General features: G+C 60.8%; 16 protein-coding genes. 10 read left to right on the top strand and 6 right to left on the bottom strand.

Annotated elements, in window-relative coordinates:
- Nucleotides 1–66: 66 nt before the first annotated feature.
- The 4 genes from ACP7B3_RS07855 to ACP7B3_RS07840 form a co-directional block, all read right to left on the bottom strand.
- Nucleotides 67–447, bottom strand: coding sequence for a Rho termination factor N-terminal domain-containing protein (locus tag ACP7B3_RS07855; protein WP_426178586.1), 381 nt, complete (start codon nucleotides 445–447; stop codon nucleotides 67–69).
- Nucleotides 448–497: 50 nt separating this feature from the next.
- Nucleotides 498–764 carry a hypothetical protein gene (locus ACP7B3_RS07850; protein WP_145159257.1) on the bottom strand — a complete coding sequence of 89 codons (267 nt, stop codon included), beginning with the start codon at nucleotides 762–764 and terminating at the stop codon, nucleotides 498–500.
- 50 nt (nucleotides 765–814) lie between these two features.
- Entirely contained in the window at nucleotides 815–1,168 is a 354-nt protein-coding gene (locus tag ACP7B3_RS07845) for a hypothetical protein (RefSeq protein ID WP_145159255.1), read from the bottom strand.
- Nucleotides 1,169–1,253: 85 nt separating this feature from the next.
- The gene (locus ACP7B3_RS07840; protein WP_426178585.1) at nucleotides 1,254–2,459 is read right to left on the bottom strand and encodes an MFS transporter; all 1,206 of its coding nucleotides are present in this window, start codon (nucleotides 2,457–2,459) and stop codon (nucleotides 1,254–1,256) included.
- A 191-nt stretch (nucleotides 2,460–2,650) separates the two neighbouring features.
- Here ACP7B3_RS07840 and ACP7B3_RS07835 point away from each other — a divergent pair, with 191 nt between their 5' ends.
- The 6 genes from ACP7B3_RS07835 to ACP7B3_RS07810 all read left to right on the top strand — a co-directional run bounded on the left by ACP7B3_RS07835 (nucleotide 2,651) and on the right by ACP7B3_RS07810 (nucleotide 9,070).
- Entirely contained in the window at nucleotides 2,651–3,130 is a 480-nt protein-coding gene (locus tag ACP7B3_RS07835; RefSeq protein ID WP_119742815.1) for a GNAT family N-acetyltransferase, read from the top strand.
- Nucleotides 3,131–3,769: 639 nt separating this feature from the next.
- The gene (locus ACP7B3_RS07830) at nucleotides 3,770–4,591 is read left to right on the top strand and encodes an SDR family oxidoreductase (RefSeq protein WP_426178584.1); all 822 of its coding nucleotides are present in this window, start codon (nucleotides 3,770–3,772) and stop codon (nucleotides 4,589–4,591) included.
- A 29-nt stretch (nucleotides 4,592–4,620) separates the two neighbouring features.
- Nucleotides 4,621–5,601, top strand: a complete 981-nt coding sequence (locus ACP7B3_RS07825) for a substrate-binding domain-containing protein (RefSeq protein ID WP_106576180.1) — start codon at nucleotides 4,621–4,623, stop codon at nucleotides 5,599–5,601.
- Nucleotides 5,598–7,097, top strand: coding sequence for an L-arabinose ABC transporter ATP-binding protein AraG (gene araG / locus ACP7B3_RS07820; protein WP_416362781.1), 1,500 nt, complete (start codon nucleotides 5,598–5,600; stop codon nucleotides 7,095–7,097). The genes ACP7B3_RS07825 and araG overlap by 4 nt, the downstream gene beginning before the upstream one ends.
- A 17-nt stretch (nucleotides 7,098–7,114) precedes the next feature.
- A complete protein-coding gene (araH, locus tag ACP7B3_RS07815; RefSeq protein ID WP_106576704.1) occupies nucleotides 7,115–8,080 on the top strand; it encodes an L-arabinose ABC transporter permease AraH in 966 nt (321 codons plus the stop codon).
- Between the two features lie 186 nt (nucleotides 8,081–8,266).
- Nucleotides 8,267–9,070 (top strand): IclR family transcriptional regulator, encoded by an 804-nt coding sequence (locus tag ACP7B3_RS07810; RefSeq protein ID WP_106576182.1) that lies wholly within the window; start codon nucleotides 8,267–8,269, stop codon nucleotides 9,068–9,070.
- Here ACP7B3_RS07810 and ACP7B3_RS07805 read toward each other — a convergent pair whose 3' ends face one another.
- Nucleotides 9,071–10,123 carry an NAD(P)-dependent alcohol dehydrogenase gene (locus ACP7B3_RS07805; protein ID WP_017138342.1) on the bottom strand — a complete coding sequence of 351 codons (1,053 nt, stop codon included), beginning with the start codon at nucleotides 10,121–10,123 and terminating at the stop codon, nucleotides 9,071–9,073. It lies immediately after the preceding gene.
- Nucleotides 10,124–10,304: 181 nt separating this feature from the next.
- Here ACP7B3_RS07805 and ACP7B3_RS07800 point away from each other — a divergent pair, with 181 nt between their 5' ends.
- Nucleotides 10,305–11,195, top strand: a complete 891-nt coding sequence (locus ACP7B3_RS07800; protein ID WP_242196086.1) for an AraC family transcriptional regulator — start codon at nucleotides 10,305–10,307, stop codon at nucleotides 11,193–11,195.
- A gap of 176 nt (nucleotides 11,196–11,371) precedes the next feature.
- Here ACP7B3_RS07800 and ACP7B3_RS07795 read toward each other — a convergent pair whose 3' ends face one another.
- Nucleotides 11,372–13,036 carry an electron transfer flavoprotein-ubiquinone oxidoreductase gene (locus ACP7B3_RS07795; RefSeq protein WP_106576188.1) on the bottom strand — a complete coding sequence of 555 codons (1,665 nt, stop codon included), beginning with the start codon at nucleotides 13,034–13,036 and terminating at the stop codon, nucleotides 11,372–11,374.
- Between the two features lie 532 nt (nucleotides 13,037–13,568).
- Between ACP7B3_RS07795 and ACP7B3_RS07790 the strand changes: the two genes are divergently transcribed.
- The 3 genes from ACP7B3_RS07790 (at nucleotide 13,569) to ACP7B3_RS07780 (ending at nucleotide 16,153) form a co-directional block, all read left to right on the top strand.
- Nucleotides 13,569–14,318 carry an electron transfer flavoprotein subunit beta/FixA family protein gene (locus ACP7B3_RS07790; protein ID WP_057009251.1) on the top strand — a complete coding sequence of 250 codons (750 nt, stop codon included), beginning with the start codon at nucleotides 13,569–13,571 and terminating at the stop codon, nucleotides 14,316–14,318.
- A gap of 2 nt (nucleotides 14,319–14,320) precedes the next feature.
- The gene (locus ACP7B3_RS07785; protein ID WP_145159239.1) at nucleotides 14,321–15,250 is read left to right on the top strand and encodes an electron transfer flavoprotein subunit alpha/FixB family protein; all 930 of its coding nucleotides are present in this window, start codon (nucleotides 14,321–14,323) and stop codon (nucleotides 15,248–15,250) included.
- An 81-nt stretch (nucleotides 15,251–15,331) separates the two neighbouring features.
- Entirely contained in the window at nucleotides 15,332–16,153 is an 822-nt protein-coding gene (locus tag ACP7B3_RS07780) for a substrate-binding periplasmic protein (protein ID WP_426178583.1), read from the top strand.
- The last annotated feature ends 1 nt before the right edge of the window (nucleotide 16,154 follow it).

Below are 16,154 nucleotides of genomic sequence, written 5' to 3'. Positions count from 1 at the left end.
TGCAACGCAAAACACAATGTGGGAGCTGGCTCCCACATTGTGTTTGTTGTGTCGGCAAGGCCGGCGTCAGCTAGCCTTGCGCAGCGCTTCGATCAGCTCATCCTTGCGCATGCTCGACCTGCCCGGAATATCCTTCGCCCGCGCTTCTTTCAGCAAGCTTTCCTTGGTCTGCGTCGCCAGCGAAGTGCGACCGATGCGAGGGTGACCCTCGCGGCTGGCGGCAGCTCGCTTGGCCGAATCACTGCGTGCCTCGGCTTTTTTCTGCGGCGCTTTGCGCTGGCCCGAACCGCCGGCTTTGTCGCCGCCGCCGGACTGCTTGTTGACGGTGGCCCAGGCGCGGGCTTCGGCTTCTTCCTTGGGCACGCCTTTGTGCTCGTAACTGTGTTCGATACGGGCAGCTTTGCGCTTCTGTGCGGCGGTGTATTTAGCTTTGCTTCCAAGAGGCATTGCGATACTCCAACTGGCCCTGTTGTCAGGGCCAGACCAGACAAAATGGATTACTGGGTGCTTTCGCCTTCCAGCTTGCGCGCCTCGTCAACGCCTGACGCGGTCAGCTTGATCGGCAGGTTCAACGAGTATTCACCGGCGTCGTCGGTGGTCACATGCCCATCCTTGATAAATCCACGGTCCTGCAGGAACGCCAAGACACTGGCAACCTCCTTCCCGCCGCGGTAGTTATCCAGCACCTCCTTGCCCAGACCGTTAGGGTGGGCGTGCAGCAGGCGGGTGAGGACTTCTCTTTCAAGGTTTCTATCGACGTTCATGCGTACCTCTTCACTGGGAATGATCGGGTGTCGGTGTCGTTATGGATGCTTCAAGGCGCAGGTTGTTTTGGGGCGCCAGGGATGTTCGAGTCGTCGCCTTTATTGACCTTCGGCTCATTGCTGATGCCGGGGCCCATTTTGCCGTTGCCGACTGCAGCCGGTGCCTGGCGTTGGGTGTCGTTACCCTTGGTGCGAGGGTCAGCGCCAGCGCCGTTGTCGATGATCGCGCCGCCATTGGTGTCCAGGCCGGTGCCCATCGAATCCTGGGATTCCTGGGTGGCCGGGCTTGGCGGGCTGCCGACCGGGTCGGTCTTGCCGGTCGAGGAAGTGGCGGCAAAGGCGTTCAGCGACGCGGCAGACAGCAGGCCGGTGAGGGCGAGGGCGGCAAACTTGGAATTCTTCATGGGGGTGTCTCCATATGATTAATGTCCTTACCCTTTATTGGTCAGCCCCCGCTGGCGGTTCGTGCCTTGATGGCGACGAACGGTCTTAGCTCACCTGTAAGATTTTGTGTGCAGAGGCTTTGCGCCACACCAGCCGCGCCACCGTGATCAGCCAATTCAACGACGCCACGCCCACGACAATTGCCATCAATGTCGGCAGGCCGTAATCGACGATGATCCTGCCCGCCAGCCAGGGAAACCCGAACACGCCGACAAAGTACGCCAGGCTGAACAGCAGCAATGCCTGGGACGTGGTGCCGGGCGGTGCTTCGTTGGCCACCAGCCCGTTGATCACCGAATACGTCAGGCCGTAACCCACTCCCAGCGTGGCGGCGGCCAGCAAGTAGCTGAAATTGCCGCTCACGCTCACCGCAAACAGCACGATCGACCCGAGCATGATCCCCGACAACACACACGCCGCCCGGTAGGCATCACGTTTGACCACGTGGCCTGCGATCAACAGACGGCTGGTGATCGCAGCGCTCAGGAACCCGGCGAAGAACAGCGAGTAGTCCAGGCCATGCGCGGCCGCATAGCTGGTTTGAAATGACGAAAGCCCGCCAAACACACACCCTCCCAGGCCGACCATGAGGATTGCAAACCCGGCCTTGGATGACAGCACGCGACGGCTGGCGGCCCAGGAAATCCTCGAGGCCGGCACATTCGCGTGCTGTTTGAGGCGGGCGCCCATGCGCCAGAACATCAGCACCCCGGCAAAGCTGGCCAGCCCGGCAATATAGAAGGCCGTCGTCAGCGGCAGGTCCAGCGCACTGGCGGCTCGGCCGAGCAACGGGCCGGAGCCGATCCCGCTCAACATGCTGCCCGACAGCAGGGCAAAGTATTTGGCTCGCTGCTGGGGCTCCACCAGCAGGCTCACGATGATCGGGCCCAGGGTGTAGAACACGCCCCAGCCCAGACCAAGGGCCAGCCCGAACACCATCAAGCCTTGGCCGAACCCCGGCGTCAGGGCGAAACCCAGGCAGGCCACAACCAGCAATACGCCCATTCCCGCAATAGCCCGCGCGGCCCCGACCGCATCGGCCAGGTGCCCGGAAAACACCACGGCCACAAAGGTACTGAGCATCGCCGTGGAGATCACACTGCCCGCATCATGCTCATTGCCACCGCGTGAATGGATCAGCAGTGACAGCAGAAACGTCGAGCCGTACGACAGCGACAACAGGAAGCTGGCCAGGCAGAACAGGGCGAAGAGCGTCGCGCCTTGCTTTTTTGCGGGTGCAGTGGCGTGCATGGGGTAAGCCTTGGAATAGTTGGAGTTGTGGCCAACTTTTACCACGCACGCTGCGACCGATTGTTCTGTGCTTGGTGGTGCTTGCTTTAGCATCCGCTGGAGTAAGCCTCCCTGGCCTGCACGAAAATGCGCTGCAATCAGTCATGAAAGCGCCTTAGTATGTGGGCTTTAAAATTGCCCAAGGCCCGCCCATGACCATCGAGATTCGCCCTGCCGTGCCCAGCGATGCTGCGCAGATCCTGACCTTCATCACCGAGCTTGCCGAATACGAAAAGGCCCGGCATGAAGTGATCGCCAGTGTGGCGGATATCGAGCGCAGCCTGTTCAGCGAGGGCGCCACCGCCCACGGCCTGATCTGCTCGCGGGACGGCCTGCCGATTGGCTTTGCGGTGTTCTTTTTCAGCTATTCCACATGGTTGGGCAGCAATTGCCTGTACCTCGAAGACCTCTACATCAACCCCGAACAGCGCGGCGGCGGGGCGGGCAAGAAATTGCTGCGCCACCTGGCGAAGATCGCCTGCGACAACGGCTGCGGACGTTTCGAATGGAGCGTGCTGGACTGGAACGAGCCGGCGATCGCCTTCTACAAGTCCATCGGCGCGCAACCGCAGGAAGAATGGGTGCGTTACCGCATGGAAGGCGACGCACTGCGCGATTTCGCCCAGGGCTGAAGCCAACCCTCTGTAACCCCAGAAGATCAAAGGTGTGAGCGGGCTTGCCCGCGAAGGCGGTGTATCTGTACCAACCAAGCCGCCTGACCCACCGCCATCGCAGGCAAGCCAGCTTCCACCTTTAATTGTCGACAGACCAAAATCTCCGCACTCCGCCGCAGCTCAAATGTGGGAGCGGGCTTGCCCGCGAAGGCGGTGTATCTGTACCAACCAAGCCGCCTGACCCACCGCTATCGCAGGCAAGCCAGCTCCCACCTTTATTGGTGACAGACCAAAATCTCCGCACCCAACGCAATCAAATGTGGGAGCGGGCTTGCCCGCGAAGGCGGTGTATCTGCACCAACCAGGCCGCCTGACCCGCCGCTATCGCAGGCAAGCCAGCTCCCACACTAATGAGCGACAGAGCAAAATTCCGCATCCACCTCAGCCCAATTGTGGGAGCCGGGCTTGCCCGCGATGGCGCTCGTCCGGCCAACCCTTCACCTCTGACCCACCGCATTCCCAAGCAACCCCACACCCGCACTTCTCAGCTTTTGTTTCACTATATGGGATGCAAATTTATATATTGAGATATTTCAAAAGATGGGTTTATAGTCGCCTGCATCAGCACTCACTACCAAAAATAAAACAGGTGAAGCGATGCAGCCCCAACCGTTGTCATTACCCGCCGTGCCGGAACCCACCTACGGCGAGCGGCTGAAAAACAAAGTGGTGATCATCACCGGCGCCGCTCAAGGCATTGGCGAGGCGATCGTCGCCTGCTTCCAGGCCCAGCAGGCCCGTCTGGTGATCGCGGATATCCAAGGTGAAAAAGTCCAGAACGTCGCCGCCCACTGGCGCGAACGCGGTGCCGACATTGTCGCGCAGGCCGTCGACATCACGTCCAAAGAGCAATGGCAGTCGCTGGTTAACCTCACCATCGAGCGCTTTGGCCGTGTGGATGTGTTGGTCAACTGCGCCGGCGTCAACGTGTTCCGCGACCCACTGGAAATGACCGACGAAGACTGGCGCCGCTGCTTCGCCATCGACCTCGACGGCGCCTGGTACGGCTGCCGTACGGTGCTGCCGCACATGATCGAGCAGGGCATCGGCAACATCATCAACATCGCCTCCACCCATTCCAGCCACATCATCCCCGGCTGCTTTCCCTATCCGGTCGCCAAGCACGGCCTGCTCGGCCTGACCCGCGCGCTCGGCATCGAGTACGCGCCCAAGGGCATCCGTGTGAATGCCATCGCGCCGGGCTATATCGAAACCCAGCTCAACGTCGATTACTGGAACGGTTTTCCCGACCCGCATGCCGAGCGCCAGCGTGCCTTCGATTTGCACCCGCCCAAGCGCATCGGCCAGCCGGTCGAGGTGGCGATGACGGCGCTGTTCCTGGCGACTGACGAGGCTCCCTTTATCAACGCAACCTGCCTGATGATCGATGGCGGGCGTTCTGTGATGTACCACGACTAAAATTTTTCGATAACAAGAAGAGGTGGTTCATGTTCAAGAAAACACTCGGTGCCCTGGCGCTCGCCGCAGCCTTCAGCGGCTTCGTGTCTGCCGAAGAGGTAAAGATCGGCTTTTTGGTCAAGCAGGCAGAAGAGCCCTGGTTCCAGACCGAATGGGCCTTCGCCGAAAAGGCCGGCAAGGACCAGGGCTTCACCGTGATCAAGATCGCCGTGCCCGATGGCGAGAAAACCCTGTCGGCCATCGACACCCTCGCCGCCAACGGCGCCAAAGGCTTTGTGATCTGCCCGCCGGACGTGTCACTGGGCCCGGCGATCATGGCCAAGGCCAAGCTCAACGGTTTGAAAGTGTTGGCGGTGGATGACCGTTTCGTCGACGCCAAAGGCAAGCCCATGGAAGACGTCCCTTACGTCGGCCTGGACGCCTACAAGATCGGCCAGAAACAAGGTGAAGCCATGGCCACCGAAGCCAAGCACCGCAACTGGGACTGGAAGGAAACCTACGCCGTCATCAATACCTTTGACGAGCTGGAAACCGGCAAGAAGCGCACCGACGGTTCGGTAGAAGGCCTCAAGGCCGCCGGCTTGCCCGCCGACCACATCCTGTTCAGCGCACAGAAAACCCTCGACGTACCGGGCAGTATGGATTCGACCAACTCGGCACTGGTGAAACTGCCGGGCACCGCGAAAAACCTGATCATCGGCGGCATGAACGACAGCACCGTGCTCGGCGGCGTGCGCGCCACCGAAAGCGCCGGGTTCAAGGCGGCCAACGTGATTGGCGTGGGCATCAATGGCACCGATGCCATCGAAGAGCTCAAGAAATCAGACACCGGTTTCTACGGCTCGATGCTGCTGAGCCCGGACGCTTCCGGCTACAAAACCGCCACGGCGATGTTCGAGTGGGTGACCAAAGGCACTGAGCCGGCCAAGTTCACCGCCCTGGACAACGTGACCCTGATCACCCGCGCCAACTTCAAGGAAGAGTTGAGCAAAATCGGTCTGTGGAAATGACCGGCGCGGCCTTGCGGTTCAACGGCATCGGCAAGGATTTTCCCGGGGTCAAAGCCTTGGCGCAGATCAGCTTTGAAGCGCGACCGCACTCGGTGCACGCGCTGATGGGCGAGAACGGCGCGGGCAAATCGACCCTGCTGAAAATCCTCGGCGGCGCCTACATTCCGAGCAGCGGCACGGTGCAGATCGGCGAGCAGACCATGGACTTCAAGTCTGCCGCCGACAGCATTGCCAGCGGCGTCGCGGTGATCCACCAGGAGCTGCACCTGGTGCCGGAAATGACCGTGGCCGAGAACCTGTTCCTCGGGCATTTGCCGTCGCGTTTCGGCGTGGTCAATGGCGGGCTGCTGCGCAAGCAGGCGCTGGCGTGTCTCAAAGGCCTGGCCGATGAGATCGACCCGCAGGAGAAGCTCGGCCGGCTGTCGCTGGGCCAACGTCAGCTGGTGGAAATCGCCAAGGCGTTGTCCCGTGGCGCCCATGTAATTGCCTTCGACGAACCCACCAGCAGCCTCTCGGCGCGGGAGATCGACCGTTTGATGGCGATCATCACGCGCCTGCGCGACGAGGGCAAAGTGGTGCTCTACGTGTCGCACCGTATGGAAGAGGTGTTCCGTATCTGCGACGCGGTGACGGTGTTCAAGGACGGCCGCTTCGTGCGCACCTTTGACGACATGGCCACGCTGACCCACGACCAATTGGTGACGTGCATGGTCGGCCGGGATATTCAGGACATCTACGACTACCGCCCGCGTGAGCGCGGCGAGGTGGCGCTCAAGGTCGAGGGCTTGCTGGGCCCGGGCTTGCGCGAAGCGGTCAGCCTTGAGGTGCACAAAGGCGAGATTCTCGGCCTGTTCGGGTTGGTTGGCGCGGGGCGTACCGAGTTGTTTCGGCTGCTGAGCGGATTGACGCGTTCCACCGCCGGGCAGCTGCAGCTCTTTGGTGAAAACCTGCACCTGCGCTCGCCGCGTGATGCCATCGATGCGGGCGTGCTGCTGTGCCCGGAAGACCGTAAAAAGGAAGGCATCATCCCGCTGTCCAGCGTCGCCGAGAACATCAACATCAGCGCACGCGGCGCCCATTCCACGTTTGGCTGGCTCTTGCGTGAGGGCTGGGAGAAGGGCAACGCCGACCATCAAATCCAGGCGATGAAAGTCAAAACGCCGAACGCCGAACAGAAAATCATGTACCTGTCTGGCGGTAACCAGCAGAAGGCCATTCTCGGCCGCTGGCTGTCGATGCCGATGAAGGTGCTGCTGCTCGATGAGCCGACGCGCGGCATCGACATCGGCGCCAAGTCGGAGATCTACCAGATCATCCACAACCTGGCTGCCAGTGGCATCGCGGTGATCGTGGTGTCCAGCGACTTGATGGAAGTCATGGGCATCTCCGACCGCATCCTGGTGATGAGCGAAGGCGTACTGACCGGCGAGTTGAACCGCGATCAGGCGGACGAAGCACAGCTATTGCAATTGGCACTTCCGCGTACGCGGGCTTGAAGAATTCGAGGTGAATGATGTCGCAAATAAAAACTGCAAAGAGCTTCTGGCCGGGTTTTAACCAGCGCAAGTTTCTTGATGATTGGGTGATGCTGCTCGCCGCGTTGAGCATTTTTGTGCTCAGCGCGTTGTTTATCGACAACTTCCTCTCGCCGCTGAACATGCGCGGGCTGGGCCTGGCGATTTCCACGGTGGGTATCGCTGCGTGCACCATGTTGTTCTGCCTGGCGTCGGGGCACTTCGACTTGTCGGTGGGTTCGGTGATTGCCTGCGCCGGCGTCGTGGCGGGGATTGTGATTCGTGACACCGACAGCGTGGTGCTCGGCGTGTCGGCGGCGTTGGCCATGGGCCTGGTGGTGGGGCTGATCAACGGCATTGTGATCGCCAAGCTGCGCATCAATGCGTTGATCGCCACCTTGGCGACCATGCAGATCGTGCGCGGCCTGGCCTATATCTTCTCCAACGGCAAGGCCGTCGGCGTGATGGATGAGCGCTTTTTCGTGTTCGGCAACGGCCAATTGATGGGCGTGCCGGTGCCGATCATCATCACCGTGCTGTGCTTTGTGTTCTTCGGCTGGCTGCTCAACTACACCACCTACGGGCGCAACACCATGGCCATCGGCGGTAACCAGGAAGCGGCGTTGCTGGCCGGGGTGAATGTCGATCGCACCAAGATCATCATCTTTGCCGTGCACGGTTTGATCGGCGCGTTGGCGGGGGTGATTCTGGCCTCGCGCATGACCTCCGGCCAGCCGATGATCGGGCAGGGCTTTGAGCTGACGGTGATTTCCGCCTGTGTACTGGGCGGCGTGTCGCTGAGCGGCGGCATCGGCATGATCCGGCATGTGATTGCCGGGGTGTTGATTCTGGCGATCATCGAGAATGCGATGAACCTGAAGAACATCGACACCTTTTACCAGTACGTGATTCGCGGTTCGATCCTGTTGCTGGCGGTGATTATCGACCGTATGAAACAACGCTGAAGCCTTGCCCTGTGGAGATCCAAATGTGGGAGCTGGCTTGCCTGCGATAGCGGTGTGTCAGCCTGCACATTGACTGCCTGACACGCCTCATCGCAGGCAAGCCAGCTCCCACAGTGGATCTCCTCTGTTCAGGAGGGCTGCTTTTGCCATAATGGCGCCGTTTTCGTACTTCCCAATAGGCCCGATATGCAGGAAAACGCCCACATCCCCGTCAAAGACGCCGCGCCCACCGGCACCCAGACTCTGTTGCGTGGCCTGGGCGTGGTGCAGGCAGTGGCGGCCGGTGCGCGGGATCTGAAAGAGATCGCCCGGCGCATCGGCACCACCCGCAGCACCACCCACCGCCTGGCCAGTTGCCTGGTGGAGGAGCGTTACCTTCGCGTCGTGCCGCAAGTCGGTTACCTGTTGGGGCCCAAGCTGATCGAGTTGGGCTTCCAGGCCCGTGAAGAATTGCCGTTGGTGAGCCTCGCGGTGCCGTATCTGGATGAGTTGTCGGCGCTGACCGGCGACACCATCCACCTGGCGATTCGCGAATACGACGACGTGCTTTACCTGCACAAGAATCCCGGCCGTAACGGTCCGGAAATGCGCTCGCGGGTGGGCCATCGCATGCCACTGGCGCGCACGGGTGTGGGCAAGGCGATGTTGCTGGACGACTCGGTGCAGGAGTGGCAGCGCCTGTATGAAGCCAGCCTTCCGGCCGGTGGCAAGAGCCAGCAGTGGCCGCAGCACCCGGAGCAATCCTGGGCACAGTTCGAGCAGCGCATGCGCGAATATGTGGCGGGGGGGTATGCGTTCGATCTGGAAGACAACGAACCGTCGATCCGTTGTGTGGCGGCACCGGTGCGCGATGCCAGCCGGCGAATCGTCGCCGGCATCAGCATCGCCAGTACCGTGCCCTACATGCCGCTGGAAAAAATGGCCGAGCTGATCCCTGTGATCAAACAGGTCGCAGCGCGGCTGTCAGCGGAGTTAGGCGCGAAGGCCTGATCAGGCCTTCAAGGTCGCCATGTCGATGACAAAGCGGTACTTCACATCACCGGCGATCATGCGGGTGTAAGCCTCATTGATCTGGCGGATGTCGAGCATTTCGATGTCGCAGGTGATGTTGTGCTCGGCGCAGAAATCCAGGACTTCCTGGGTTTCGGCAATACCGCCGATCAACGAACCGGCCAGCACTTTACGGCCCAACACCAGCTTGGCGGCGTTGACCGGCGGATCGACCGGTTCGATCAGGCCGACCAGAATGTGCACGCCGTCAAAGCGCAGCACGTCGAGGTAGGGGTTCAGGTCGTGCTGCACCGGAATGGTGTCGAGCAGGAAGTCGAAGCTGCCGGCGGCGGCTTTCATTTGCTCGGCGTCGGTGGACACGATCACGTGATCGGCGCCCTGGCGACGGCCTTCTTCAGCCTTGCTCGCGGAGCGGGTGAACAGCGTGACTTCTGCGCCCATCGCCTTGGCGAACTTGATGCCCATGTGGCCCAGGCCACCCATGCCCAGCACGCCGACTTTGTCGCCCGCTTTTACGCCGTAATGCTTGAGTGGCGAGTAGGTGGTGATGCCGGCACACAGGATCGGTGCGGCGCTGGCCAGGTCGAGCTTGGCCGGGATTTTCACCACGAAGTGCTCGCTGACCACGATGCTGTCGGAGTAGCCGCCCATGGTGTTGCTGCCGTCGACCCGGTCCGGGGTGGCGTAAGTCATGGTCGGGCCTTCGAGGCAGTATTGCTCCAGGTCCGCGTGGCAGGCGTCGCAGTGGCGGCACGAATCAACCATGCAGCCCACGCCGACCAGGTCGCCGACTTTGTGCGCGGTGACGCTGGCGCCGACGGCGGTGACTTTGCCGACGATCTCGTGGCCCGGCATCAGCGGGTACACGGCAATGCCCCACTCGTTGCGCGCCTGGTGGATGTCGGAGTGGCACACGCCGCAGTAGAGAATCTCGATGGCCACGTCATCGGCGCGCGGGCTGCGGCGTTCGAAGGACATGGGGGCGAGGGGAGTGGTCGCCGACTGGGCGGCATAACCGATGGCGGTATACATGAGGAAACCTCGCAACAGGAATAACTAGGGAGGCGGCGCATTCTCCGCGCCGCGCCCGGATGCGGCCATGGCGATTGCTCCGAGTCTCATGCCTATTCGTCCGGGAGTGCCCCTTGTTTGGATTCATGTGCCCTCAGACCTGCGATGATGCTCTCATCCCTTTTTCGCGAAGTTTTTTGCCATGTTGTTGACCCGCCATCTCGACGCCAACGCCACCTTGGTGGCCTTGATAAAAGGGCTTACGCCCTGCGACGGATTTTCGCCGACGAACCTTCCCGGCGTGCAGGTCTTGCGCGCCAGCTGCGACGTGGCGCGCGGCCCGCAGATCTACGAGCCGAGCCTGATGATCGTCGCCCAGGGCAGCAAAGTCGCCTACCTGGGCCCGCGTACGCTGGAGTATGGCGCCGGGCATTATTTGATCCAGGCGATGCCGGTGCCGTTTGAATGCGAGACCTTTGCCCTGCCGAACGCGCCGTTGTATGGCGTGACGGTGGGTATTGATCGGGTGGTGCTGGGCGAGTTGGTCATGGCCATGGGCATTCAGGCCGGGCCGCCGCCGGCAGCGCAGACGCTGGAATCGATGAGTTCGGTGGTGCTCGATGATGCGATGCGTGGGTGCGTGGAGCGACTGTTGCAGTGCCTGCACGATCCGCTGGAAAGCCGGATCATGGGCCCGGCGCGGGTGCGCGAATTGTTGTTCACCGCGTTGCGCGGGCCGCAGGCCGATGTGTTGCGGGCATTGGTGGAGCAGCAGGGGCAGTTTTCGCGCATCGCCACGTCGTTGAATCACCTGCATGCCCATTACGCCGAGCCGCTGAATATCGAGACGCTGGCCGGTTATGCGCACATGAGCGCGTCGACGTTCCACGAGCATTTCAAGCGCTGTACGTTGTTGTCGCCGGTGCAGTATTTGAAGCGGCTGCGCTTGCTCAAGGCGCAGCAGTTGCTGCTGGTGGACGGCCTGAGCGTGGCGCAGGCGGCGCACAGTGTGGGGTATCAGAGTACGTCGCAGTTCAGTCGTGAATATAAGCGCTATTTTCTGCGTAACCCCGGTGAAGAGCGGGCTGCCTAGATTCTGTTGATGCAACGCGGTCAATGTGGGAGCTGGCTTGCCTGCGATAGCGGTGGACCCGCTAAAGATTGGTTGACTGATACTCCGTCATCGCCGGCAAGCCAGCTCCTACATTTGATCTGGGCCGGGCATAAAAAAGGCTCCCGATTGGGAGCCTTTTTGTTCAAGCCAATGACTTACATATTCGGGTAAGTCGGCCCGCCGGCGCCTTCCGGCGTCACCCACGTAATGTTCTGCGAAGGGTCCTTGATGTCACAGGTCTTGCAGTGCACGCAGTTCTGGGCGTTGATCTGGAAGCGCTTCTCGCCGTCTTCCTTGGTGATCACTTCATACACGCCGGCCGGGCAGTAGCGCTGCGCCGGTTCATCGTAGAGCGGCAGGTTGGTGCCGATCGGGATGCTCGGGTCCTTGAGCTTCAAGTGGCACGGCTGTTCTTCTTCGTGGTTGGTACCGGAGATGAACACCGAGCTCAGCTTGTCGAAGCTCAGCTTGCCGTCGGGTTTTGGGTAATCGATCTTCTTGCTGTCCTTGGCGAGCTTCAGGCAGGCGTAGTCCGGCTTGGTGTCGTGCAGGGTGAACGGCATTTTGCCGCCGAGGATGTTCTGGTCGAACCAGTTGAAGCCGGCGCCGAGGATCGGGCCGAACTTGTGCATCGCCGGGCCGAAATTGCGGCTGGCGAACAGCTCTTCGTAGAGCCAGCTGGCTTTGAAGCTGTCGACGTAGTTGGTCAGTTCGTCGCCGCCTTCAGACTCGGCGAACAGGCGTTCGGCCACCGCGTCGGCGGCGAGCATGCCGGACTTCATCGCGGTGTGGCTGCCTTTGATCTTGGCCACGTTCATGGTGCCCAGGTCGCAGCCGATCAGGGCGCCGCCTTTGAAGACCATCTTCGGCAACGAGTTGATGCCGCCTTTGGCCAGGGCACGCGCGCCGTAGCTGACGCGCTTGCCGCCTTCCAGGTACTGGGCCAGCACCGGGTGATGCTTGAGGCGCTGGAACTCATCGAACGGCGACAGGAAGGTGTTGCTGTAGGACAGGTCGACGATCAGACCCACGACCACCTGGTTGTTTTCCAGGTGATAGAGGAAAGAACCGCCCGTGTTCTCGTTGCTCATGATGTCCAGCGGCCAACCGGCGGTGTGTACCACCAGGCCAGGTTGGTGCTTGGCGGGGTCGATTTCCCAGATTTCTTTGAGGCCGATGCCGTAGTGCTGGGCGTCGGCGTCGCTGTCCAGGTTGAAGCGCTGGATCAGTTGCTTGCCGATGTGGCCACGGCAGCCTTCGGCGAACAGCGTGTACTTGCCACGCAGCTCCATGCCCGGGGTATAGACGCCTTCCTTTGGATGGCCTTCGCGGTCGACGCCGAGGTCGCCGGTGATGATCCCGCGGACCACGCCGTTTTCGTCGAAAAGAGCTTCTTGAGCGGCGAAGCCTGGGTAGACTTCCACACCCAGGTTCTCGGCCTGCTGGGCCAGCCAGCGGCACAGGTTGCCCAGGGAGATGATGTAGTTGCCTTCGTTGTGCATGGTCTTGGGCACAAAGAAGTCGGGAACCTTGGTGGCGGCTTCCGGGCTGCGCAGTACATAGATGTCATCGCGCACCACGGGAGTGTTGAGCGGGGCGCCAAGTGCTTTCCAGTCCGGGAACAGTTCGTTCAGGGCGCGGGGTTCAAACACCGCACCGGAAAGGATATGCGCGCCGACTTCGGAGCCTTTCTCGACCACGCAGACGCTGATTTCTTTACCGGCTTCGGCGGCCTTCTGCTTCAGTCGGCAGGCGGCAGACAGGCCTGCCGGGCCAGCGCCGACGATGACCACGTCGAATTCCATGTATTCGCGTTCCACAGGCTATCTCCTACTCAAGGCTCAACAGGCTTTTTTTTTAATGGGTGGAGGTTCGGTGTCGCATCCGTCATCAGTGCATTCGGAGCACGGGATGACCCACCTTTCTCTCTAGGTGGCGCATTATATCTACACCACTGGCAGCGTCCAATACAAACGTTTGTTTGAATTGCTTGGAAGCTAGGTAAATCAAAGCAACGCGGCTTATGACTGGCTATTTTGGCGTATTGACCAGAATAGGCGTTCCGGTCAATATACGGTCGGTTTTGCGCATACCGTAGGCATACCGCAGGTTTCAAGAGCACGTCCAAAAGCAGGGCCAAGGCAAAACAGGTGACGCGCGTTTCATTGATGGCGCGCAGTTTACACGCCGCGATAAAGAATGACCTCTCAGTCACCACTGACGAACGGTCATCATTTCCCGTGAGTAAGGTCATCCGCCGACGTTTTTGGAGGTGCCCTTGTGTGCCGATGAGCATCAACCGCCAGGTTCGCCTAGGCGACTTTCTTTTCACCGGAGAGTAACGAGGAATCCATGAAGGTTCTTGTAGCTGTCAAACGCGTTGTCGATTACAACGTGAAAGTTCGCGTCAAGGCGGACAATTCCGGCGTCGACCTCGCTAACGTCAAGATGTCGATGAACCCTTTCTGCGAAATCGCTGTGGAAGAAGCCGTACGCCTGAAAGAGAAAGGCGTGGCGACTGAAATCGTCGTGGTTTCCATCGGTCCTACCACTGCCCAAGAGCAGCTGCGTACCGCCCTGGCACTGGGCGCCGACCGCGCCATCCTGGTTGAATCGGCTGAAGAGCTGACCTCCCTGGCCGTTGCCAAGTTGCTCAAAGCCGTTGTCGACAAGGAACAGCCTCAGCTGGTGATCCTCGGCAAGCAAGCCATCGACAGCGACAATAACCAGACGGGCCAGATGCTGGCTGCGCTGACCGGTTACGGCCAGGGCACCTTCGCCTCCAAAGTCGAAGTGAGCGGCGACAGCGTAGCGGTTACCCGTGAAATCGACGGCGGCGCGCAGACCGTTTCGCTGAAACTGCCGGCCATCGTCACCACCGACCTGCGTTTGAACGAGCCGCGCTATGCGTCCCTGCCAAACATCATGAAAGCCAAGAAGAAGCCGCTTGAGTCGCTGACTCCAGAAGCTTTGGGCGTTTCCACCGCCTCCACCAACAAGACCGTCAAGGTTGAAGCGCCGGCTGCACGCAGCGCGGGCATCAAGGTCAAGTCGGTGGCTGAACTGGTCGAGAAACTGAAAAACGAAGCGAAGGTAATCTAATCATGACTATCTTGGTAATCGCAGAACACGACAACAAGGTGCTGGCCCCGGCCACCCTGAACACCGTGGCTGCCGCTGCGAAAATCGGTGGCGACATTCACGTGCTGGTAGCAGGTCAGGGCGCTGGCGCCGTGGCTGACGCCGCGGCGAAAATCGCTGGCGTGAGCAAAGTACTGCTGGCCGACAACGCCGCCTACGCTCACCAACTGCCGGAAAACGTTGCTCCTCTGGTTGCAGAGCTGGGCGCTGGCTACAGCCACATCCTGGCTGCCGCTACTTCCAACGGCAAAAACATCCTGCCACGCGTTGCCGCGCAGCTGGACGTTGACCAGATCTCCGAGATCATCTCGGTTGAAAGCGCTGATACCTTCAAGCGCCCGATCTACGCCGGTAACGCCATCGCCACCGTGCAGTCCAACGCGTCGGTAAAAGTGATCACCGTGCGTGCCACCGGTTTCGACCCGGTTGCTGCTGAAGGTGGTTCGGCGGCCGTTGAAGCCGTCTCCGCTGCCCACGACGCGGGTACGTCCAGCTTTGTTGGCGAAGAGCTGGCCAAGTCGGATCGTCCTGAGCTGACCGCTGCCAAGATCGTCGTTTCCGGCGGGCGTGGCATGCAGAACGGTGACAACTTCAAGCACCTGTACGCCCTGGCCGACAAGCTGGGCGCTGCGGTCGGCGCGTCCCGCGCGGCCGTCGACGCAGGTTTCGTACCCAACGACATGCAGGTCGGCCAGACCGGCAAAATCGTTGCGCCACAGCTGTACATTGCCGTCGGTATCTCCGGCGCGATCCAGCACTTGGCCGGTATGAAAGACTCCAAAGTGATCGTTGCGATCAACAAGGACGAAGAAGCGCCGATCTTCCAGGTGGCTGATTACGGCCTGGTGGCAGACTTGTTCGAAGCCGTACCTGAGCTGGAGAAGCTGGTCTAATCCAGCCGCTTCACTTATAAAGAGCCCGGTCTTTGGACCGGGCTTTTTTTTGCGCGCCCCTTTTTAATCTGGAGAACCGCCATGGATCTGCGTCCTGTAATGCTGGCACTGACACTTGGATTGGCGCTACTGCCGAGCCTGGCGCTGGCCGCTGGCAAATGTGAGCGCCTGGTGATCACCGGCAGCCCGGACGCGCCGCCCTTGTTATGGCGTGACCCACAAGACCCGACGCACCTGATCGGCGCCACCGCCGATGTGCTGCAACAAGTGGCCAAGGAGCTGGGGCTTAAAATCGACCTGCTCTATGGCGGCAAACGCGCCCTGGCCCTGGATGAAGTGCGCAGCGGGCGCATGGACATCCTCGCCGATGCGCCGCTGAACCTGGGCGAGTTGGAAACCCTCGACTACATCCACCCGGCCTTGATGCAGATCGACTACCTGGTCTGGACCCGCAAGGATTCGGCGCTGGTCTACGCCACGGCAGCCGACCTGCACGGTCAAAAGGGCGCAGTCTCGGAACGCGCACGCTTGAGTGCCGATTTCGACACCTTCGCCAGCCAACAGCTCAACCTGCAACGCTTTCCCACCTTGACGCCGGCCTTTCAGAAACTGCTGCTGGGGGAAGTGGACTACGTGCTTGCCGGGCGTTATTCGGGTATGGCCATGGCCCAGACGCTGGGCATGAGCAACGACTTGATCGCGCGAGAAGTGCCTGTCGATCAACCCGGCTTGTACCTGGCGATTTCCCACAACTCGGCCTGCAATGATCCGTGGCTGCGCGGACAGCTGGCCAAAAAGATGACAGAATTGCCCGCGTCCGGTGTGGTGCAAACAGCAATGCAGCGCAACCTCGAGCGCTGGAAAGCGCAATTGCAACAACCCGTCGGCACCCCAGCAAAGTAAG

The sequence above is a fragment of the Pseudomonas sp. TWRC1-2 genome, from assembly GCF_049896685.1.
GTDB lineage: Bacteria > Pseudomonadota > Gammaproteobacteria > Pseudomonadales > Pseudomonadaceae > Aquipseudomonas.
This window is presented reverse-complemented; position numbering and strand designations above follow the sequence as displayed.

Excerpts from the sequence above, each read along its gene's own strand:
- ACP7B3_RS07830 (WP_426178584.1), top strand. The coding sequence starts at position 3,770 with ATGCAGCCCCAACCGTTGTCATTACCCGCCGTGCCGGAACCCACCTAC.
- ACP7B3_RS07790 (WP_057009251.1), top strand. The coding sequence starts at position 13,569 with ATGAAGGTTCTTGTAGCTGTCAAACGCGTTGTCGATTACAACGTGAAA.
- ACP7B3_RS07785 (WP_145159239.1), top strand. The coding sequence starts at position 14,321 with ATGACTATCTTGGTAATCGCAGAACACGACAACAAGGTGCTGGCCCCG.
- ACP7B3_RS07780 (WP_426178583.1), top strand. The coding sequence starts at position 15,332 with ATGGATCTGCGTCCTGTAATGCTGGCACTGACACTTGGATTGGCGCTA.
- ACP7B3_RS07835 (WP_119742815.1), top strand. The coding sequence starts at position 2,651 with ATGACCATCGAGATTCGCCCTGCCGTGCCCAGCGATGCTGCGCAGATC.
- ACP7B3_RS07845 (WP_145159255.1), bottom strand. The coding sequence starts at position 1,168 with ATGAAGAATTCCAAGTTTGCCGCCCTCGCCCTCACCGGCCTGCTGTCT.
- ACP7B3_RS07800 (WP_242196086.1), top strand. The coding sequence starts at position 10,305 with ATGTTGTTGACCCGCCATCTCGACGCCAACGCCACCTTGGTGGCCTTG.
- ACP7B3_RS07855 (WP_426178586.1), bottom strand. The coding sequence starts at position 447 with ATGCCTCTTGGAAGCAAAGCTAAATACACCGCCGCACAGAAGCGCAAA.
- ACP7B3_RS07840 (WP_426178585.1), bottom strand. The coding sequence starts at position 2,459 with ATGCACGCCACTGCACCCGCAAAAAAGCAAGGCGCGACGCTCTTCGCC.
- ACP7B3_RS07810 (WP_106576182.1), top strand. The coding sequence starts at position 8,267 with ATGCAGGAAAACGCCCACATCCCCGTCAAAGACGCCGCGCCCACCGGC.
- ACP7B3_RS07825 (WP_106576180.1), top strand. The coding sequence starts at position 4,621 with ATGTTCAAGAAAACACTCGGTGCCCTGGCGCTCGCCGCAGCCTTCAGC.
- ACP7B3_RS07850 (WP_145159257.1), bottom strand. The coding sequence starts at position 764 with ATGAACGTCGATAGAAACCTTGAAAGAGAAGTCCTCACCCGCCTGCTG.
- araG (WP_416362781.1), top strand. The coding sequence starts at position 5,598 with ATGACCGGCGCGGCCTTGCGGTTCAACGGCATCGGCAAGGATTTTCCC.
- ACP7B3_RS07805 (WP_017138342.1), bottom strand. The coding sequence starts at position 10,123 with ATGTATACCGCCATCGGTTATGCCGCCCAGTCGGCGACCACTCCCCTC.
- araH (WP_106576704.1), top strand. The coding sequence starts at position 7,115 with ATGTCGCAAATAAAAACTGCAAAGAGCTTCTGGCCGGGTTTTAACCAG.